The sequence below is a fragment of the Pseudomonas fluorescens genome (assembly GCF_902497745.1).
Lineage (GTDB): Bacteria > Pseudomonadota > Gammaproteobacteria > Pseudomonadales > Pseudomonadaceae > Aquipseudomonas > Aquipseudomonas fluorescens_BM.
The window spans coordinates 1-19,188 of record NZ_CABVHJ010000002.1 but is presented as its reverse complement, the minus strand read 5'-3'; the positions used below and the strand labels follow the sequence as shown (position 1 = coordinate 19,188).

6 protein-coding genes are annotated in these 19,188 nt (G+C 58.5%); 4 read left to right on the top strand and 2 right to left on the bottom strand.

From position 1 onward, the window contains the following. Nucleotides 1-10: 10 nt before the first annotated feature. Together F8N44_RS02865 and F8N44_RS02860 are read right to left on the bottom strand one after the other, a co-directional pair. Nucleotides 11-6,103 (bottom strand): hypothetical protein, encoded by a 6,093-nt coding sequence (locus tag F8N44_RS02865; protein WP_150649228.1) that lies wholly within the window; start codon nucleotides 6,101-6,103, stop codon nucleotides 11-13. After that, complete coding sequence (locus F8N44_RS02860) at nucleotides 6,100-13,377, bottom strand: hypothetical protein (protein ID WP_150649227.1); 7,278 nt, start codon at nucleotides 13,375-13,377, stop codon at nucleotides 6,100-6,102. Before F8N44_RS02860 ends, F8N44_RS02865 begins: the two co-directional genes overlap by 4 nt. A gap of 186 nt (nucleotides 13,378-13,563) precedes the next feature. On the opposite strand from F8N44_RS02860, the gene F8N44_RS02855 reads away from it, so the two are divergent. From F8N44_RS02855 to tnpC, 4 genes are all read left to right on the top strand, one after another. Beyond that, the gene (locus F8N44_RS02855; protein ID WP_150649226.1) at nucleotides 13,564-14,154 is read left to right on the top strand and encodes a hypothetical protein; all 591 of its coding nucleotides are present in this window, start codon (nucleotides 13,564-13,566) and stop codon (nucleotides 14,152-14,154) included. 1,283 nt (nucleotides 14,155-15,437) lie between these two features. After that, nucleotides 15,438-17,786: a hypothetical protein gene (locus F8N44_RS02850; protein WP_150649225.1), complete on the top strand. Its 2,349-nt coding sequence runs from the start codon at nucleotides 15,438-15,440 to the stop codon at nucleotides 17,784-17,786. Nucleotides 17,787-17,829: 43 nt separating this feature from the next. Beyond that, nucleotides 17,830-18,189, top strand: coding sequence for an IS66 family insertion sequence element accessory protein TnpB (tnpB, locus tag F8N44_RS02845; protein WP_224794724.1), 360 nt, complete (start codon nucleotides 17,830-17,832; stop codon nucleotides 18,187-18,189). 18 nt (nucleotides 18,190-18,207) lie between these two features. Then, on the top strand, nucleotides 18,208-19,188 hold a 981-nt coding region (gene tnpC / locus F8N44_RS02840), incomplete at its 3' end, for an IS66 family transposase (protein ID WP_150649224.1).

The window sequence follows — 19,188 nt, the reverse complement described above, 5'->3', positions numbered from 1 at the left end:
TTGCCCCACCTCAACCGTTCATGGAAATCAGTGGTGATACCGAGATGATCCTTGCTTGAACCTCATGCAATCCACGCAGCGCGTCTTCGCTTGCGGCGGTGTCGGGCGACAGCGGGTCGGCCCCGAAGAACCAGTCCAGATCCAGGGTGCTATTGAAACCGTGGCGAGCGCTGTTGCCTTCGGTCAGCGAGGTGGCGAGCATCGCGACCTCTAGCCAGAGCTCACGGTCCAGCCCGTCCTTGAATTTCGCCGGCTCGACGGTCATGACCAGCCCCTGCATCGCGTCGGTGTTCCATGGGATTCCGAGCCACTGAGCGTCCACCGCCTGCCGCATACCGTCGCGGTCGACGGCCCACGCTGCCAAGACCTGGACCTTTCCGGTACCATCGACACTGAGATCCACGCCGAACGTAGCCCACTCGCTGACGGAGGTGCTCTTCAACTCTAAAACACCGACCTCGCTGGTCTTCGTGCTCTCGGGACGCAGGCCCAGGCGAAGCTCCACCACTCTGGAGCGCGCCTCCAGATTTGCGACCAGCCGCATATTCAGGGACAGCAGCGTTCGTGCCCCGGACGCCGGCGGTACTGCGATACCCGGTGCGACCAGGTCCAGATAACCGAACTTGTATTGATCCGGTATGCTCACGGCACCACGGCCAATAATGATGGCCGGGGTCTCGAATTCGACCACCCGCACCCGCCCGTTTTTGACGTCAGGCACGACGCCAGAAATCCCTTGGAGGCTGTTCGAGCCAAGCATGTACAGTGCCGTCGGCCGCTCCAGCGGCCGACCTAGGCCTGAACGCACCTCACTGAATAACAAGGCAAGATGACGCTGGGTGTGGGTTGGGAACGGCTGCATCCCTTGAGCGGGCCTGAGCCACAAGCGCCCGTTGGCAGATTCCCTGGCGTTGAACTTCAGTGCACCATCCTCCAGACGCGCCTGCAAATCCTTGACCTGCCGGGGCTTGCCCATTTCCAGTGGATTGCCATCCGCAACGAAAACGGTGGCGAAGTTGCGGTTGGTTCTAGCCCAGTGCATTGACGTGCTCTGGCTGAGGCAGATTTCGCACGTCCACATGTGCTTGTCCTGCGCAGGGACCTGCACGTCAGCGAAGCCATGACCGGCCGGCAACGTCCATTCGATACTTGCCAGCAACTTCGGAGCATTGCCGGCGCCTCGCTCCTCGGCCGTCGGCGGCACCAGGAAGACCGAAAGCAATGCTCGCCGCTCGCTCATTGGCGCATGCAGTAGCGCGCACTGCCAGCCGGTGAATGCTTTGGCCGTGGGCAGCCGCAGCAACGACATGCGCTGGTCCCCGGTCGCCGTGATGTCCATTATCCGCCAATCCAGGGTCACCTCCCATGCCGTTGCGGACATGTCGATTTTTACAAGGTCCATGGCGCCTCCCCCTGAGCCTAGAGAGAGAGAGCCTTGCATGCCCGGCAGTTGAATCCAGCAGTTGCGGGTCAGGTCCGGCGGGTTCTGCCAATCGATGCCACTGACCAGCCAATGCGGATGTAGGTAGCGCCGCAAGCCGACGCTGAGGAAATGTTCCTCCAGTTCCAGTGACTGCATGGTCGGTACGCCGTGGGTGTCGACCTCTAGGCTCACCGGATCGAGCACCAGCGCGGTATTGGGGAATGCCGGCGCCGAGACCGCATCTGATTCAAAGGTGAGACCGATCGGCCCCTCAATGGAGAGCAGCGTGTTCTTCCCCTTGGCCTCGTCATAGGCTTCATAGGCAAGGCGTGGATCGCGGCCGATTTCCTTGCGTACGTCGGCTGGGTGGACAACTCCGCTGGCGCCGGCAGACATGGCATACCCGACACCCGAGCGAACCTCAGCGATGACACGGTCCGCCAGCCCGCCATGGGCGAAGGGCCGCTCTTGCAGGATGGCCATCAGCGGCGGCGTGCGTCCCTCGCCCTCCTCCGGCGACTGAGTCAGCGGAATCAGGGCGCGCAACTGCGGCCGGGTCAGCTCGATTCGGGCCGCTTCGGCAAGCATCGCCACGCGCAGCCAGGCCCGCTCGAGGTCGTCGGACCACGCCTGGCACCACCCGTCAGTCTCGCGCTGGAACGCAGCGGTGTAGCGAGAATGCAGAGTGAAGCGATGACGGAACACGGTAGCCGAGGGCTTTTCCCAATGAACGGTGCGCAGGGTGGTGCTGGCCGGCGCGGGCAGCAGGTTGATCGTGGACGACTGACCATCCCTGTCGCGCCCGGCAAAGGCCTGTATCTCGAAATTGGCCAACTGGCTGTTGCCGGTGAGCAAACGCGAAGCGCGCCCGGGTTTTTCGACCCTGACGTCGTTCTCCTTGGGGTTGATCCAGGCATAGATCGGCCGACCGTCGAAGCGCCAGCGTTGGGTCAGTACGGTGATCGCGCCCAGTTGCCGCCATTGCCATGCCCTGGCGTAGGAGGGGTCGGCCTTGAGCATATAGCTGCGCGCGGTTCCGGCTGCCTCATAGTGGATATCGGAGTGAGCCAGTGTTGTCCATTCTTCACGACTCGCTGACAACACCTGCATGCTTTCGATCAGTACCCTTGCGCCATCGAACACCACGAGATTGCCATTTCTGCCTATGGCCAATGTCTCCAGGCGGCTGTCGAGCACTCCCGATTGAGCGCTGAACAGTCCGGATTCGACTTGTGGTCTTGCGAGCAACTGGACACAGGTACCAGCGGGGACATGCAATACGCGGCCATCGAACGAAAGTGCCTGGCCGGTGTTCGCGGCGAAGCTGCGGACGCTCAGGGAGTGCCGGCATTCCTTGTCTACCAGCGTCAGGATATCTTTGATGCGACCCTTATCGAGTAGCGTACCAAGGCGGGCTCCAAGACTCGCGAGGATCTCGCCCAGTGATGGAATCTTCTTCTGATAGACCGTCTGGGGCTTGAGCTCCGGCCGCTGACCCAGCCGCTCGGTGGAATCCATCAGCCCATCCAGTACCACCACGTCCAGGCGCAGACTGCTTACTGCGGGATCGAGCAGTGCGTCCAGTAATTTGCCAAGCTCCAGATCGCGCGAACGGTCGATGTTGGCGGCTTCGAGCAGACATAAGAAGAGTTTGATCTGCTGGTCATCCTGCAGGCCTGTGAACACATTACGGCGAAGGTCCGGATTGGCGATCCAGCGCACGAAGTCGCTGTAGGGCACCCGTGGGAAGTTGACCTTGAGGGCGGCGTCATTGCCGAAAGGAGCCCGCCATCCACCGCCGGCGAGCCCCGTGAACGACGCCCCCAGCAGGAGCAGGTTCTCCGCTTTTGGGCCCTGCCCCGTGGCCCGTTCTACCGACGCGGCAGGATCGGCGAAACTGACGGTTGCCAAGCCTGGTGAGGTCAAACCCAGGCGTAACGACAACGAGTCGACTCCGTGCTCCTTCGCAATGCTGATTTTTTTACCTTCGAAATCGATCTGGAACGTGTCGCCCTCCAGCACAATCGACAGTGCCTTCTTCGCTGATGTACCCGAGATCGGTACTGCCGGAACTGTGTGGAGGGTGGCACCATGGTAAATACTCAGCGTTAACTTGCCGCCGTCCGGCCCCGAGTAGCGGAAATCCTCCAGATAGATTTCCCTGGACGGTTGAGCCGCATCGAAATGCAACGCACCGCTGCCATCCACCTGGCGGAACAGATCCAGCGGCAGACTCGCATCGCTGTGCAGGCCCAGTCGTGGATAGTCCGCCGACAAGGGTTGCAGGCCTGCAGGGATCACGCCGAGGCGCTGGACAGTTTCACTGTCGTTGATGGTCGTGCGACCAATCGCCGTGCGGCGCGAATACATCAGGCTCAGTTTCGGTTTACCGTCGACCTCGATCTTCGCTGCGGGCAACCAGGGGGCGCTACCCTGCATGCACCTCGGCAAGCTTCCACTACGCCCGACGACATGGGCGCAGACCTCATACCGCGCACCGTAGGCGAGCGTTGGCAAAGGCTGGAAGCCATTTAGCAGTGTCGCCGGATAGTCCGTACCAAAAAACGCCTTGCCCAGGGGATCGAAGCCGGCACCCGGCAGGCTTTCGTCAAAAGCGCTGCAGGCCAATGGGAGTCCGTCATAGTGCAGGAACAAGGATCGACGGCCATCATTGATGGTTGTAGGGACCGGCTGTACGGTAATCGCTTCGGCCAGTGCGGCGGGTGACGGGCTGGCCGGATGATGGAAATCGGCGAGGTTGGCGTAAGCCCACGGCGTATAAGTCTGGCCATCAATAGTTCGTCGCAGGGCCAGCGCCATCCCGGAAAAGGCGGCGGAGAATTCGTCCTGCTCCAAGTCGTCGACCACCGGGTCAACGGTGAGCGGAATCGCCAGGGGACCGGGAGCGAGGTCAGGGGAAAAGCGGGTACTGGCCGGAACGAACAGTTCTCGCTGCACGGTCCTCTGCATATGTTCGCTGACCAACGCCAGGGCCGCCAATGCCTCCTTATCTGCCGGAAGTTCCGTGGGCTGGCCCTTGGGGAGGTCTGTGAAAAAATCTTCGGGAGCGGGGATGAACGCCAGACAATCGAGCATTGATTGTGTGGCGTCCGGCGTCGGCCCGGCTCCACGGCCGCCCAGCCGCCAATTCCAGAACTCAAGCCCTTCGGCTGCTTTTTCCAGCGTCTGGGTAGTCGCTTTCGACTGATGCAGCACCGTGTCACAGATCAGCTTGCCTACCGATTGACGGGCGGCATCGGCGCCGTTGAGTCCTGTGTTCAGCAGTCCTTCGAAATCCAGCACTGCCTGATCGTAAACCTTCAGGGCCTTTTCCGGGTCACCATCGACGTACTGCTTGAGACTATCGGAAACTGTCTTGCGAATCTGGTGCAACAGGCGCAGCACCGTCGATTCGAAACCGTTTTCACTGAGAACCGCATCCTGCAGGGGTGCCAATTCGGCGCTGAGCGTCTCAAACGGGAGTGCCTCCAGTTCTTTCCATTTCTGCGCAGCCGGTTGGACGCAGGCCTGCAGTAATCGATACAGCATCGAGTCAGTAGCGGCAAACGATGATGTCCCCTGTCCGCCTTGCGGCCGGCAGATGTCCAGCAACACATCGATATAGGCTTTCATGTCCACCGATATCAGGTTTTGCTGAATTCCTCCTCGGATGGCCTTGCGCAGCACAGAGCGAGGGGTGTCGGAGGGCATGCCGTCCTTTTTCAGGCGCTCTATCAGCACATCAAGCAAAGGCCCGAGTAGGCCCCCCTCCCGTGGACTGTCCGCCACTTGGCCAACGTGAGGCATCATCAGCGCCAGCAGCAGGGTGTCCAGACTGGTGGCCAGTGTGGCCAGGGCACGCCAGGACTCGCGACGCACCCTTTGCACCAGCGAGGGTTGATCCTTCCACTGCACCTCACTGACCGCAAAAAAACCGGTGAATAGCGAGCCCGCCCGCTGCTCGATCCTTGTCAGCGTTCGATAGGCAGCCTGTTCAGAGTCATCTTTTCCGAAGTTAACGAAACCCGTCTCCGGATCGATCAGCATGTCACCCATCGCCGGGCGTATAGCGCGGTTAGAACTACAGAAATCCGCTATTCCAGATGCATAGGCAAACTCCACATCATCCGCCTCGAGCCGACCTTCGGTGTCCCCAGGTGAAAGAGCGTCATCGATAAGGGGCTGGAATACCACATCCTCACTACCTGCGTAGTCGATGTGCAGGACGTACGCGAGCCCCAGGCACTGCGGGACCGGAGCAACCCAACTGGATGCGCCCACCAGCACGGCATGGGCATCGAGACTTGCGGTGTTATCGATGCCATTGAGATACAGATTGCGCAGGGCCCAAAAGCCTGGCGCATTGAGGTTGGCTGCGGCTTGGGCGTGGCTCTCGAACCAGCGCCTGAAATCATCAAGAAGAGCCGTGGTCACGCCGGATGGCTGAAGGTCCGCAATCGCCTGGGGAGGCTGGCCGTTAACGACGGTATAGGCACGAAACTTCAAGCCTCCGCCCTTCAGCATATCGAAGAACGCCTGGTACGCCTGTCGGGCCTGTTCCTCCGTTTCTCCTTCCTCTGTCTCGGCCTTAAAAGCGAGCCGAACTGAAAACCCGCGTTGTAGTTCGTCCTGGAATCCCTTGAGCTCTTCCTCGGTCATGCAGATGATGGTCCGCTTCATCCTTTCAGCCTCCCCTGTCCATCAATCAGTTTTCGGGCCTTCTCAAGGCTCTCGGAACGCACCTGGCTTTCACTGTTGCTCGTAACCTCCCTACGCCCTCCGGTCATGCGATAGCGCACCTGCCCTCCAGCGCTCACGGTGAAGAATCGCGAAATCCGAATGCTCACCCTGAAGGACCCGGTAGCATCGATATCGCTGTTGTCTTGGTAACTCAGGCGCAGGGCCACCGATAGGTAGGCGCTGGCGATACGAAGTACATCGACCACGCCGACGATGACCACCACCATCGATACGGTCAGCCCGCCGCCGGGCTGGCCGATCAACTTGCGATAGGTCAGCGCGACGTTGAGCGAAATCGAAACCGTCCCCGACACACCGCAGAAGGAAAATCCCAGCGAGCCCGAGCCGCCAGCCGCCGCGTCCACCACTACCGCCAGCTCGTTCTTGAACGGCCGGTAGTTCAGGTCGACGGTGAGCCAGCCGCTGCCGCCGATGATGAATACCGAGAACAAGAACGGCAGGTCGGCGCGGGCCAGGGCGAAGCTGTTGCTGATGAGAAAATCGGGAAACGCCAGCAGGCGGAAAGCGTTGCTGATCTGGATGTTCTGCACCCCGCTTGTGCCGAACATCATGCCCATCGGGGGCAGCGCGAACAGGTGTTCCAATCCGACGGGAATGCCGTTGTCCTTGATGATCTTGAGCCCGCCGATCTCGTCGCCAAAGATCGACTGGAAGGTGTTCTGAATGAACTGGAAGCTTGGATTGAGACGGATCTGGCGCGGGTCGAAATCGACCTTGAGGCCTCCCCTCTTGTCGAAACGCACGGCCACTTGGCTCAGCGTGACCATGGATGTACCGGCCACCACTGCATCGAAGTCGGTCAACAGCGTCGCAGTGCCGCTTTGCTCGACTTCGGCGCTGTCCTTCGAGGCCTCCAGGCGTACAACCGCAGAGATCTTCGTGTTGAGCAGGTCCAGAGTCACCGGCCCGACGCTGAACAGAGAGCGACGCTCAGGCAATGGCAGGTCGACATCGACCTGGACCCAGGCTCGCAGGTTCTTCTTGTCGAACTCATGGGTGACGCGGATGGCATCCTTGGCCGCGGCCGGTAGCGTGTATCCGGGCAGGAGTTTGCGCAGGTCGAGCCCAGCCAGGTTCTGCAGGACCTTGCCGATGTCCTGCTTCGACAGGTCGACCGGGATCAGGCGTTCACCGAGTCCGTCGATCTGCATGTCCAGGCCCAGTGCCTTGAGATCATCCCCCAGTCGACCGAACCAGGCATTGATCTGCGGCATGTCCACCCGATCCTCGACCCAGCCGAAGAAGTACGATGAGTTCAGGCGCGAGAAATCCAGGTAGGGCAATTCAGGCGTGGAGCCAAAGGCCGCCATGGCCCGCAGGATGTTGTTGGGGACAGCCAGCAGGCCGCCCTCACCCAGGCGGCCGACGGCGTCGATCACTCGGTCGCCGTAGCCTTCGACCAGGTTGCGGGTTGCGGCGAGGTCGTTGCACAGGCCGCGGACGTCGTGGCCGAAGGTCTCGACCTGATTCAGCAGTGTCTTGTACTTTTCGTCATCACCCAGCATGTCGTCGAGGCTGTCGAACAGTTCTGTCTTTGCCTTTTCCAGGCGATCTTTAAGAGGCTGCAATGTGACTGTAGTTTCCTGGACAAGTCGATCCCGCAACCCACTGATTCCGCTAGCCACGTTTCGGCAAGCGTCCTGGACCGCATCATTGACGCCCCCGAACAACGCCGCCGCGTTGTCTAGACTGCTGATCAGTTCGTCGGTGCAAGTGTCAATTAGGTCGATGGCCGCTTTACGACGATTCTCGATCGCTTGCGCAGTGTCGAACACCGGAGGCCCCACCCGGTCCAGAACCAGTACGACTGCCGGCAAACCCAGTAGGCCCTTGACCAGTTGCTCTACCAGCACTTTGCTGCCTAAAGAGTTCTCCGCCTCCTTCACTTTTCCAAGGGTTGTCTCGATAACCTTTTCGAGCTCCTCATTCAACGGCCTGGTCTGGCCTGTAAGCCATTGCTCGGCGTCATCAAGGGAAATCCTGGCCTGCTCGAACAGATGGTCGGCCCACTTCTCTGCCTGCGGAAATACCGAAAGCAATTTCTCGACCTCGGCCGGAACGGAAATCGACACCGAGGTCAGCGCCGTGTCGAACGCCTGAAGCAAATCATCGCCGACGTCGGAAACCGCCTTCTTCAGATCGTCGCTCAGGGTGTTCGCCCCCGTTTTAAGACGCTCCCGCGCATCCACCAGTTGGCCGGCGATTGCCACTGTCTCTTGCGAGAGCAGTTTGCCCGACACAGAAGCTTCCTTGGTAAGCTTCCTGGCGAGCTCCTCGAAAACCTTTACAGCGTTGTCCAACCCTTCGCCAATCGACTTCAATGCGCTGCGGACCGGTTTGAGCGCCTCGACCCGCTCGGGCGTCGTCTCGATTTTCAGCAGTACGTTTTCGACGTTCGCCACGTATGCCGTCACGACGGCTGCGTCAGGCAAAACGCTTTTCACGCTAGCCAGGAACCGGGCCAACAATTGCAGTTGCATTGCCCCCTTGAGAGCCTGTTCGATCATCCGGGTAGCGACCGCCCCGATACGCTGGGCAAAGTCGTCGAGCTCCACGGACAGACGCTGCCGGGCACTGTTGAGTTCTCCCCGAAGCACCTCGCTTATGCGCGTCAGCGCACAAGCGATCTGTTGCTCCAGGTCTTGCCCTCGGCTGGCTGACCAAGGTTTGGCCTGGTCGATGGTCTTACTCAGGGCATCGAGTTCGGCGCGTGCCCGGTCAAACCCGTCATGCCCGGCAGCTATTGCCCCGTTCACGGTGAGACGGGTGATTTCGATACCGCGCCGCAACTTGCCCAGTTCTGCCGTGGTCGACTCGAACAGGGGCAGCAGCAGCTTTTTCAGTTCACTTTGCAGGTACAAGTCAAAGTCGCTACGGAGGGCGAACTCGCCGGGTAACGCCTGGGACAGCATCTGAATCTGTTCCTGCCGCCAGGCATCCAGTTCCTGAACCATGGCCATGCGCCTGGCTGTGATAGCGCTGCCGAGGTTCTGCTGCAAGGCGGCGCAGGGCGAAGGTACCGAACCGTCCAGTTGTACGAATTGCGAGTCAAGAGCCTTGAAGACTTTGTCGCAACCGGTTTTCAGTTTATCGAAGTGCTGCTCAATGCCACTTTGGGCGATGGCATCCTGTGTTGCCGCAGCACCCAGCGCAACCAGGCGCGCCTTCAGGGCGTCCCGTTCCGCAGCATCCGTCGGACGTTTCGCCGGCAGATCGCCAACGTTCGCCAGGCAGCTGGACAACTCCCTCAACGGCCCCGTAACCACTCTCCCCTTACTCAGCACCCCTTCGAACAATTCCTGGGTAAGGTCGCCTTGCTTCAGGGCGGTGGGCAGCTTATCCAGCAGTATCCGCGTAGCGTTCTCCGGCAGGTTCAGTGGGCTTTCCTGCCGCCCGGCACGCATGAAGGTCAGTGTTTCCAGTCCGACATACACCGGTTTGTCGGCCCGTCCGGCATTGATCGTGGTGCGTTGCGTCGCCGCTGCCAGACGCCAGGTGAATCGGGCAAAGCCTGTCGGCACCTTGATCGTGGCGTCATCGTTCCGTGGCGGAGGCAGGTCGGCGTAGTCGATGCCCCGACGCACGGCCCAGGCGTTGGTATCGTCGGTCTGCTCCGGGGTGGTATCGGCAAAGAAGTACAGGTTGTCGGGATTGAGGCACTCCTGGGCAGCCAGGGGATTGTCTCCATCGCCTTCGGCGGCGGTGACGAAAGCGATGTCAGGCATCGCATAGACCTGCGGCCGCTGCCTGGCGGCATGGCGGTTCCACAGCGGGACGATCCAGCCACTGGTGCCCACGTCCTCGGCCCAGAAGCTGTCCACCGGAATGATCCGCTTGTTGAAGCGCAATGCCCGTAGGAAGCTGCTGGTGTGCGCGGCGGCAGTGGGCATGTCCGGATACTGCCGCTCTGGCTCGAGGATCTCAATGTATTCGCTGATCTTGCGCAGCACCGGCCGGCGGGTCCGGGTTCCCAACCCGCCTTCCGGGGTGAACTGCGCCGAAGGGTTGACCGTGCGTTCGTACACCACCACATGCTTGGCGCGGTGCCAGAACACCGCGATACGCCCGAGCACCTCGACCTTCTGGCGCTGGACGAAGCCGCCGCGGGTCTCGCTGATGATCGACACGCGGTTGTTGTTGAATTTGACCGTCTGGTCGGCATCGCCACCGAGGGGCGACAAGGCGATGGTTTCGATCGAGCCGCCGCTGGCTCGTGGCTGGGCCAGAACCAGCCGCAGCACGTTGGCTGATTCGATCGGCCACAACGCGCCCCCGGACAATCCGTTCGGGTGCAGGCGCGGCGACAGGTCGGGCGTTTCCTGGGTTGGCGAACCCGGCACTGTGTCCGCGTCGACCGGTGCCTCCAGCGCTGCCAGGGCGGCCCGGTGCAGCGCCGTCGTGCGCAAGGCGAAGCGCGCGCCAGCGCTGAAGCGCACCGGCGCGAACTGCATTTGCTGCGTAGGATTGTCCGCCCACAGTTCAAGGCGCTGGGGGCGTGTCTGCATCGCCTTGTGCAGCAGGTTCCAGCGGTCTTGATCGCGCTCTTCGTAGAGGGGCACCGGACGCCCGGTCAGTGCCTCGATTTCCGCGACCCGGGTGCGTCGCGCTGTGCCTTGCTCCAGTCTCGGCGTCACGCCGAAGGCGAGGCCATAAAGGAACTCCCCATGCAGCGAGGTCAGCGCGCAACCCAGACCCAGCTCGCCGCGCTGGTTGAACAGATCGCCCGCGGCCCACTCCGGCAGCACGTAGTTACGCTCCACATCCGCCGGCTGGATCCACAGGTGGGCGGCGGGCGTCAGGCGGAATTCGACGGCGCGCCGGTGTGACCGGGTGACGGTCGGGTCCTGGTCTGCATCGATCGGGCGAACGAACCCATTGGCGGCAAATTCTGTCTCGACCTTGGCATCCTGCAGTTCGAGCCGGCGCGGCTTGTCCATGCTCTCGCCAATGACCTGCGGGGGCAGCACGTAGTGATAGAGCCCGGTGGACTGCCTGAACTTCCAACCCCGGTCGTCGCTGTCGTAGCTGGCGATGGTCGCGCTGTCCTCGCCTCCGAGCATTTCCAGCGGCGTGGAATAGAAACGCTGGATGGTGAAGGGTTGCTCGCCGATCAGCAGGCTCTTCTGCGCCCCCGAGTTGCTCTCGATGTCTTCATCCAGATTGGCCAGCAGGCGCCATTGGCGATCGCCGCGGATTTCTTCGGTGCACTTGAGCAGGTATTGGCCGCTGCCGGCCGTGGCACCGGGCTCGCGGTACAACAATGGCTGGGCACGCCCGCTGCGGTCCCCACGCAGGACGTCCACGGCCAACGGATCGACTCTCGCCACAGCGAGGGTCAACGCTACCTTGATACCCAGCATTGCGGGGGTGCCGCTGACGCCCGGATCGTCGCGCAGACGTATGCGGATCGAGGTCGATTCGATGAAAACGGGCTTGTCGTGGACCAGTTCCAGGCCGCCCAGCGAGGCGGTGAGTGGGACCTTGCCGGTGAGGTTTTCGATTTGTACCAGCTTCAAACAGATACCGCGAAGATCGTCTCCCTTAACGTCTGTCTCATGAGCCAAATAGCATCCCAATGAAATGGATTGCCGATGCAATGAAGGCCAACTGACCCGCAATGGAATACGTGTCTGCTTCTCGGCCATTACGCGGTCATTGAAGATGCTCGTGTCTTCGGGATTCGACAGCATCGCCGACCAGATCCACGGTTTCTTCTCGAGTTCAAGCCTGCCATCGGACAGGGAACCGCTGCGTTGTCTGGCGTACAGCCCGAAATGCATCAGCCCGTTGCCTGAGGGGGACGCCACTTCAAGCTTTGGCAGACTCGACTGGGGCTGGTCCGGCGCTAGTTGGTGTAGTGAAAACCGTGCACGGTTCATGGAGGAAATGGAGGCATGGATCAGTTCCAGAAAGCCCGTGCCCTGAGTTCTTGGGGCAAAGTTGCCGCTCACCTTCCCCAAATCGATGGAGTTGTACTCCGTGATACCGCCAATGCTCGCTTGCACGGAGATTTCGTGCTTTTCGCTCCAGACATCAGTAACTGTTCCGGTAAGGACCACGGTGATATGCAACTGCTTGCCAAAGCTGAGCCAGGTACCATCCATGCCTTCAGCACGCAGCTCGATAAGTCTGCTTCTTACCCGGATATCTGCAACTTTGTCGTTATCTGTAGATGGAAGCTGGGAGTTCAAGGCAAAACGTTGTTCGATGCGATAACCAAGGCGGTCACCGTTCCCTGAACTTCTGATCGCAATGCCGAGCGCGGGCAACAGCGGCCCGATATCGCCCTCTTCGAAGCGAACGTCGAAACTAGCACTATCGGGGGGTGTACGCACACCCAGGGCAGGTAGCAAATGCCCCAGGATCGATTTCGCAGAGGGCCAATAATCCGGTTTTCTAATTTCGACCCAGGACTCTACGTTCCTGGTTTTCGGCCAGGTGTCCCACGCGAAGCCGAAGCGGCCAATAGCCTTCATCGAAGGTGGTCGCAACGAGCTGAATGAAATGCCGTTCTCTCCAACACTACCGGTCGAGCGGTCCTGGCGACCGAACTCCATGTTTTCCACGAGCAACGGTTGCGCAATCGCTGTGAAACTGGACATGGCCACCCGGGGGCTATACAACGCGGAAAACGCGACAAACGCTCGCTCCGCCTTGAACTGCTCATCATCCTGGGGGGACAGCAGAGGCAGCGCCAGGTCGAACCGCAAAAGAGGATTGCTGTCCTGACCTATCAGTACCCGGCTCTTGTAGTGACTCGTAGAACCGGAAGGAAAATGCTCTCGGACCACAGGAACCCGCAGGTCCAGTTCCTGATGAAATGCCCCTGCCTGGTCTTTGCGCACCGCATACTGCTCGAATACCTGCACGCCTTCGAACGCCAGCACGGCACTCGATTGATCGAAACGCCACGAAAGAGTCTTGTCGGCGGCATGTTTCAACACGGCCTTGGCAGCATCAGAGCTCTTCGGCACGGGTTGAATGTTGGTGAGTGAGTCCGTGAATTCCAGATCTGGCTTCCAGGCGTCCTTGGGTACCCAGCGCGCGCATCCCACCATTGCGGCCTTCTTGGCATCGAGAACGTAATGAATCTCGACCACCCCCTCCGCTGCCGGTACTTCGGGCTTGACCGACCTCAATGGCGGCCATGAGAACGTACCGAAACAACGAAACGCCAGAAATCGGTCAGACATTGTCCACCTCCCTGTGAGCCCGGAAAATTGCCAAAGAACGGCGTGTTCGGGCGCCTCGGCTGTTTGCTGGAACAGACGCTGCATTGATAGCACAATGCTAGTCGTCGTTTTCTTTCGCGCTATGCAAGCAAACAAATTTTTTTTGGCTACATTTCCTGAACGTGTCGACTTTCAAGGAATGATCCCGTGGCCAACAACATCGCCGTCAAACTCACCATCGGCATCCCCAGTGAAATCGTTTATTACCTTACATATGCCTACAATGGCGGCACCAAGTGCAGCCCAAGTGTGACCTTGGACCTCGACCAGGCGGGCCCGACATCGTTGAAGGTTCCCGCGCTGGCCTGGGGCACCACCCGCGAGTACGACAGTGACGATGTACTGGCTGCCAGCGCAGGAAAGCCGGCGTGGTTCCGCTCCCTGCGCCCGGGCGCGCAGCCAATCGGGACGGCAACCCTGGCGCGAACGACGGACAACCTGAACGCGGTCTGGACGCCTTTCGACGGCGCCAGCCATGCTGTGAAATTCATCATCGACGGTGGCAATCCATTGGCCGTGGCACCCCATATCGATGCCACGATCATTGTCGGCCTGCGCAAGGCCGCAGGTGACGTGCAGTTCAGTGTCGACGGCATACATGACGGATTTCCCAACTACACGCTGCAGATCAATGGCAAAACGGTCTACGAGTGGGATGCCGTAAAACAGGGTGAAGATCCATCTGCCCTGGGAGGTGCAGGCGATCAAAGTATAAAGATCGCCTGGAAGACACTATGACGATCTGATGGTCGAACTCGAGATTGCGCCCGGAAATTGCTTGAACTTGGCTGGAGATTATTCAACTTGCAGAGATGTATGCCGTTCGAATGGCCTCTGGATAACCGCGCAGCCGTAGAAAGCTCGGCGCGGAGTATCCTGCTAGCTCGGATCTGCGGGGTTCCATGTTGCGTTGATGCGTTGATGCGTTGATGCGTTGATCGTCCGTGGGCTCCACCAGGGGGGCAAAAACACTTACTTTTGCAGCCTTCCAATCGATTACAACACTCGGTGCGACGCAAGGTTACAGTTCAGGCAAGACGATCGGTGCCCTCCTCGCTCAAATCACGCGAAACAATCCATCAATGACCTGCGTCTTCGCCAGTCGCGCCTTCAAATCGGAATCGAGATAGTGGTCGTCATCGCGGTACTCCTGAATCGCCTCTGGTTTCGTAGACACCTCCAAGCCCAGCAAACCAATTACGCGGATGCAAATATTGGGTCGAACACAGCCGATCGGAGTTGCTGCTCTCGACCGAGAGAGGATTAGCTTGTCCTTGATGAGCCCTGCACCCTCCCTCCAGATGCAATAAGAAGTTACACTGAAAGCCATCTGAATCCATCTTGGTCTCTATCAGAAAACGCCACTCGCGATCGCTCGTAAACCTTATGCAGTTGGGGGCAAAATTGGGGCATATTTGAAATTTTTCTGCCTGAAAATGTTGTTCTAGAGCGTAGTCAAAATGTTTTTTGGCGATCCTGAGAGTCTTTAGGCGCCGCCGGATAGGCTATTCGGCTGACCATTTCTGCCTTTCCACAAACCATGGAGCTCCATTCACTTCCAGAGGATTGCTACATTGGGGGCATATTTGAGGGCATGCTATGGATGGTTTGAAAAGGATGCCCCCAGCCTGAAGGCCCACGTAAGCAAGCGTCCAACTCACCTTTTGTAAGTCAGGTGTCCACTGATGCGGCAGCAGTTGCCCGGTTTCGCTGGTCTTCTGGATAGGCAACTGCGTTAGCACATCCTTACTTCAAGACAAACCAAAAACCATGATCTACCGCAGCCATGGTCAGTCTACTGAGCGCATCTGTGCCGCACAGCACTGCCCCTCGGGAATATTGCATGTACAAATATGTACTTTCCATAATACCTGTGGATTGGAGAATATTTGTCTATCAAAAACCACCTGGCCCTGGACACACGCTGTGTGAATGGAATAAGCGGACGACAGCAGCGCTGCCACCGCTTGTATTTCTGGCGACACTGCCGTCCAGCCGCCAACTCAATGCTCTGCTAAGATTTGCCGCTCAGATTGATTTCAAGGAGAAAAGTCATCAGCCGTATTAAGGACACCGAGGCTTTCATCGCCAAATCAAAGGCGAAATTTGGCCAGCAGTTCAGTTACTCCGAGACCCTCTGGCACTCGGCGCGCGCACCTGTAGTTCTTCATTGCCTGAGGCACACCCCCCCCGAAAAAGTTGAGATAAATCCCGATCAGCATCTGAGCAAGAAGGGCGGCTGCAGGCAATGCAAGGCTGACAGCGTAAGGGCTCGACATGGCAAGACTCGGGAGGTCTTCGTCGCCGAGGCCAAAGCCAGGCACGGGGACGCCTTTGATTACGGCAAATTGGTATATCTCAATGCCAAGACAAAATTACTCATATACTGCCTTGAGCACTGCATCGAGTTCTGGCAACTTCCCGAGGTCCATTTGAAGGGCAGTGGCTGCCCTGCCTGCAAGAGTGCAAAGTTAAAAAAGAGCAATGCGGAGTTGTACAGCCAGCGGAGCGTCAAATATGAGGAGTTCCTGACTAGGGCAAATTTGACGCATAACGGTTACTACCAGTATCAGCCCGAAAGCTATGTAGGCTTTAGCAAGAATATTCGCATCATTTGCCCCAAGCACGGCGTGTTCTCTCAACGCGCCGAGCGACATGCGAGCGGTAGTCAGTGCAAGAAGTGCGTGGCTGATAACCTCAAGATCACCGAGCCAGTACTTCGGGCGCGTATCGAGCAGAAATTTGGCTCGATTCTTTCGGTCCGATTCGGTGTCTGGTCAGGCTTCAAAACGATTGTCCAGGCATTCTGCAGTCGACATAGACATAGCTGGAGCTTGACTGCGAGTGCCCTGCTCTCGGGCGGTGGTTGTCGTCACTGTGTAAACGAACTTAAAAATCGGCCTGCTTTAGCAGCGCTGGTGAGCAGCTTGCCCCCCGAACTACGTTATTTGGAAACCAGTCGAAACCCTGATTTTCTGAGATTTAGCATCGACGCCACGCGCAAACACCGAGCTCAGTACCGCTACGAGGAAAACCTCTTTATCTCGTTTTCCCGACCGTGCCAAGTGATCTGCCACACCCACGGAGCCTTCAAATTAAAGCCTGAAGAGCATCTGGGCGGCACGGGTTGCCATATTTGCGCCTACCAAGACCAGTTCATCAGGTCGGCACGCCAACGCTTCGCTGACCGTTTCGATTATGGCCAAACGAATTTCAGCCAAGCCAGTGGCCAAGAAAAAATCAGCATCCTCTGCGTTGAGCATGATGTTCGCGGCAGTATCAGCGCCGAACTACATCTGCGTGGCACGCCGTTTTGCGGGGTTTGCAAGAGCCAATCGCGGGCGTTGACCACCGAACAAAACCGCCGTGCTAAACACCATGCCTTGCTCCAAGCCTTTAGAGAGGCGGCTTTCGCGGCCCACTCTGGAAAGTACGAATATCCTAACTTAGAGGAGGAGCTAGTCACACGTGTCAGCAAAATCACTGCCTACTGCAAGCAGCATGATTTTACGTTTACACCGTCTGCAGCGGCGCACGTACAAACAGGCAACCGAGCACCCTCAGGATGCCAGCGTTGCAAGGGAGACGTTTCTCGACTGCGCTACCGTAAACCTTACATCGAAGTCCAAGCAAAATTGGCCAAACATGGTTTTAGCCTCCTCACCCCAGAGCATGATTACAAGAACCAAGGTGAACCCATGTTGGTTCGCTGCAATGAAGGCCATGAGGTAAACGTAGTCCCGCAGAAGATTTTTAGTGGTCGAAGCTGCCCAAATTGCTCTCCTTTCGTTGGCGAGGCAATTACCCGCAGTATTCTTGAAGAGGGCTTCGGATTTTCGCTACAGAAACGGCGATTTAAGCAGAAAGATCATCCTCACTTGATTCAGCCCCACGCCAGCCTCGAACTGGATGGATACAATGCGCAGTACAAAGTTGCGTTTGAATACCAAGGCGCATGGCACTCCCAAAGGGCTCGGCACCGTACGGAGGCGAGCTACCAGCGCCAAATTCAGCGAGATGAGCAGAAGGCTGTGATGTGCGAAGAGCTGGAAATCAAACTAATTGTAATAAACGAGTTCATGTACCCGTTTGAGGCTGCAGATGTAAGAAAGAAGATTCTGGAAGGCCTTGATAAGGTTTTTCTGAAACAGCAGTGTGTTGTTCAAGAGCCTTTGCTGCTATCTCACATCCCATTGTTCAACCTGAATGGCCAAAAAAAGCTGCTTGCACTGGCTGATGAACATAACCTCAGTGTGAAAGAAACGGCATGGTACGGAAAATGGCATAGCTACTCATGGCAATGCAACATATGCGACAACGAGTTTAAATGTAAGCGCTCCATGAACCCCACATTCAAAGCGGCCAGATGATCCCGGATGCTGTGCTCCCGATCCCTTCCGGAGCCAGCAACTCATGATGCGACCCGACGCCAAAGTCGAAAAAGTCTATCTCTACCCCAAACCCGTGGACTTCCGAAAATCCATTGATGGTCTGGCCGCGCTGGTCGAATTGGATATCAAGGTCGCCGTGTTCGACCCTGTGCTTTTCGTTTTCCTCAACAAGTCCCGAAACCGCGTGAAGATTTTGTATTGGGAACGCAACGGCTTCTGCCTTTGGCTCAAGCGCCTGGAGTCCGAGCGATTCAAAACATCGCCCGAAGCCCGCGACGAGGCGATTGTCCTGACAGTCCAGGAACTGAACTGGCTACTCGACGGCTTCGACCTCTGGCGCAACCGCCCTCATCAGGTTTTGACGCCTCGATACGTCGCCTGATTCGGTATAATCCGCGGCATGATTTCCATGCCCAAAGACCTTCCTGATGATCCTGTTTTGCTCAGGCAATTGCTTGAGCAAATGATCAGTGAGCGGGCGTCTGACAAAGGCAAGATTGTTCATCTTGAAGAAGAGAACGCGCTGTTGCGCCAAAGATTGTTCGGGCGTAAGTCCGAGCAAACGACTGATCCGGCAACGCCGCAGCTGGCGCTCTTCAATGAAGCAGAAAGTGTTGCAGAGCCTGTCGATGAAGCCTGCGAAGAAGAAGTTGTCGTGCCGACCAAACGTCGCGGCAAACGTAAGCCGCTGCCCACCGACCTGCCCCGAATCGAAGTCATCCATGAACTTCCCGAGCATGAGCTGACGTGTGCCTGCGGCTGCCGTAAACACGCCATCGGCGAGGAGGTCAGCGAACAGCTTGAAATCATCCCGATGCAGATCCGCGTGATCAAGCATGTACGCAAGGTCTATGGCTGCCGCGATTGTGAGTCGGCACCGGTGACGGCGGATAAACCCGCCCAACTGATTGAAAAAAGCATGGCCAGTCCGAGCGTGCTGGCCATGTTGCTGACGACCAAATACGTCGACGGTCTACCGCTTCACCGTTTCGAAAAGGTGCTGGGCCGTCATGGCATCGATATCCCGCGCCAGACCCTGGCCCGCTGGGTCATCCAGTGCGGTGAGCACTTTCAGCCGCTGCTCAATTTGATGCGCGATAGCCTGTTGGCCAGCCGCATCATCCACTGCGATGAAACGCGCGTGCAGGTGCTCAAAGAGCCGGATCGGGAGCCAAGCAGCCAGTCCTGGATGTGGGTGCAAACCGGTGGCCCGCCTGACAAGCCGGTGATCCTTTTTGACTATTCCACCAGCCGGGCGCAGGAGGTGCCGACGCGCCTGCTCGATGGTTATCGCGGCTACGTGATGACTGACGATTATGCTGGTTACAACGCGCTGGGCGCACAGGCCGGGGTTGAGCGTTTGGGCTGCTGGGCGCATGCA

Bases quoted from the DNA above. Each gene is read 5' to 3' on its own strand.
- F8N44_RS02865 (WP_150649228.1), bottom strand. From the start codon at position 6,103: ATGAAGCGGACCATCATCTGCATGACCGAGGAAGAGCTCAAGGGATTC.
- F8N44_RS02860 (WP_150649227.1), bottom strand. From the start codon at position 13,377: ATGTCTGACCGATTTCTGGCGTTTCGTTGTTTCGGTACGTTCTCATGG.
- tnpB (WP_224794724.1), top strand. From the start codon at position 17,830: ATGATGCGACCCGACGCCAAAGTCGAAAAAGTCTATCTCTACCCCAAA.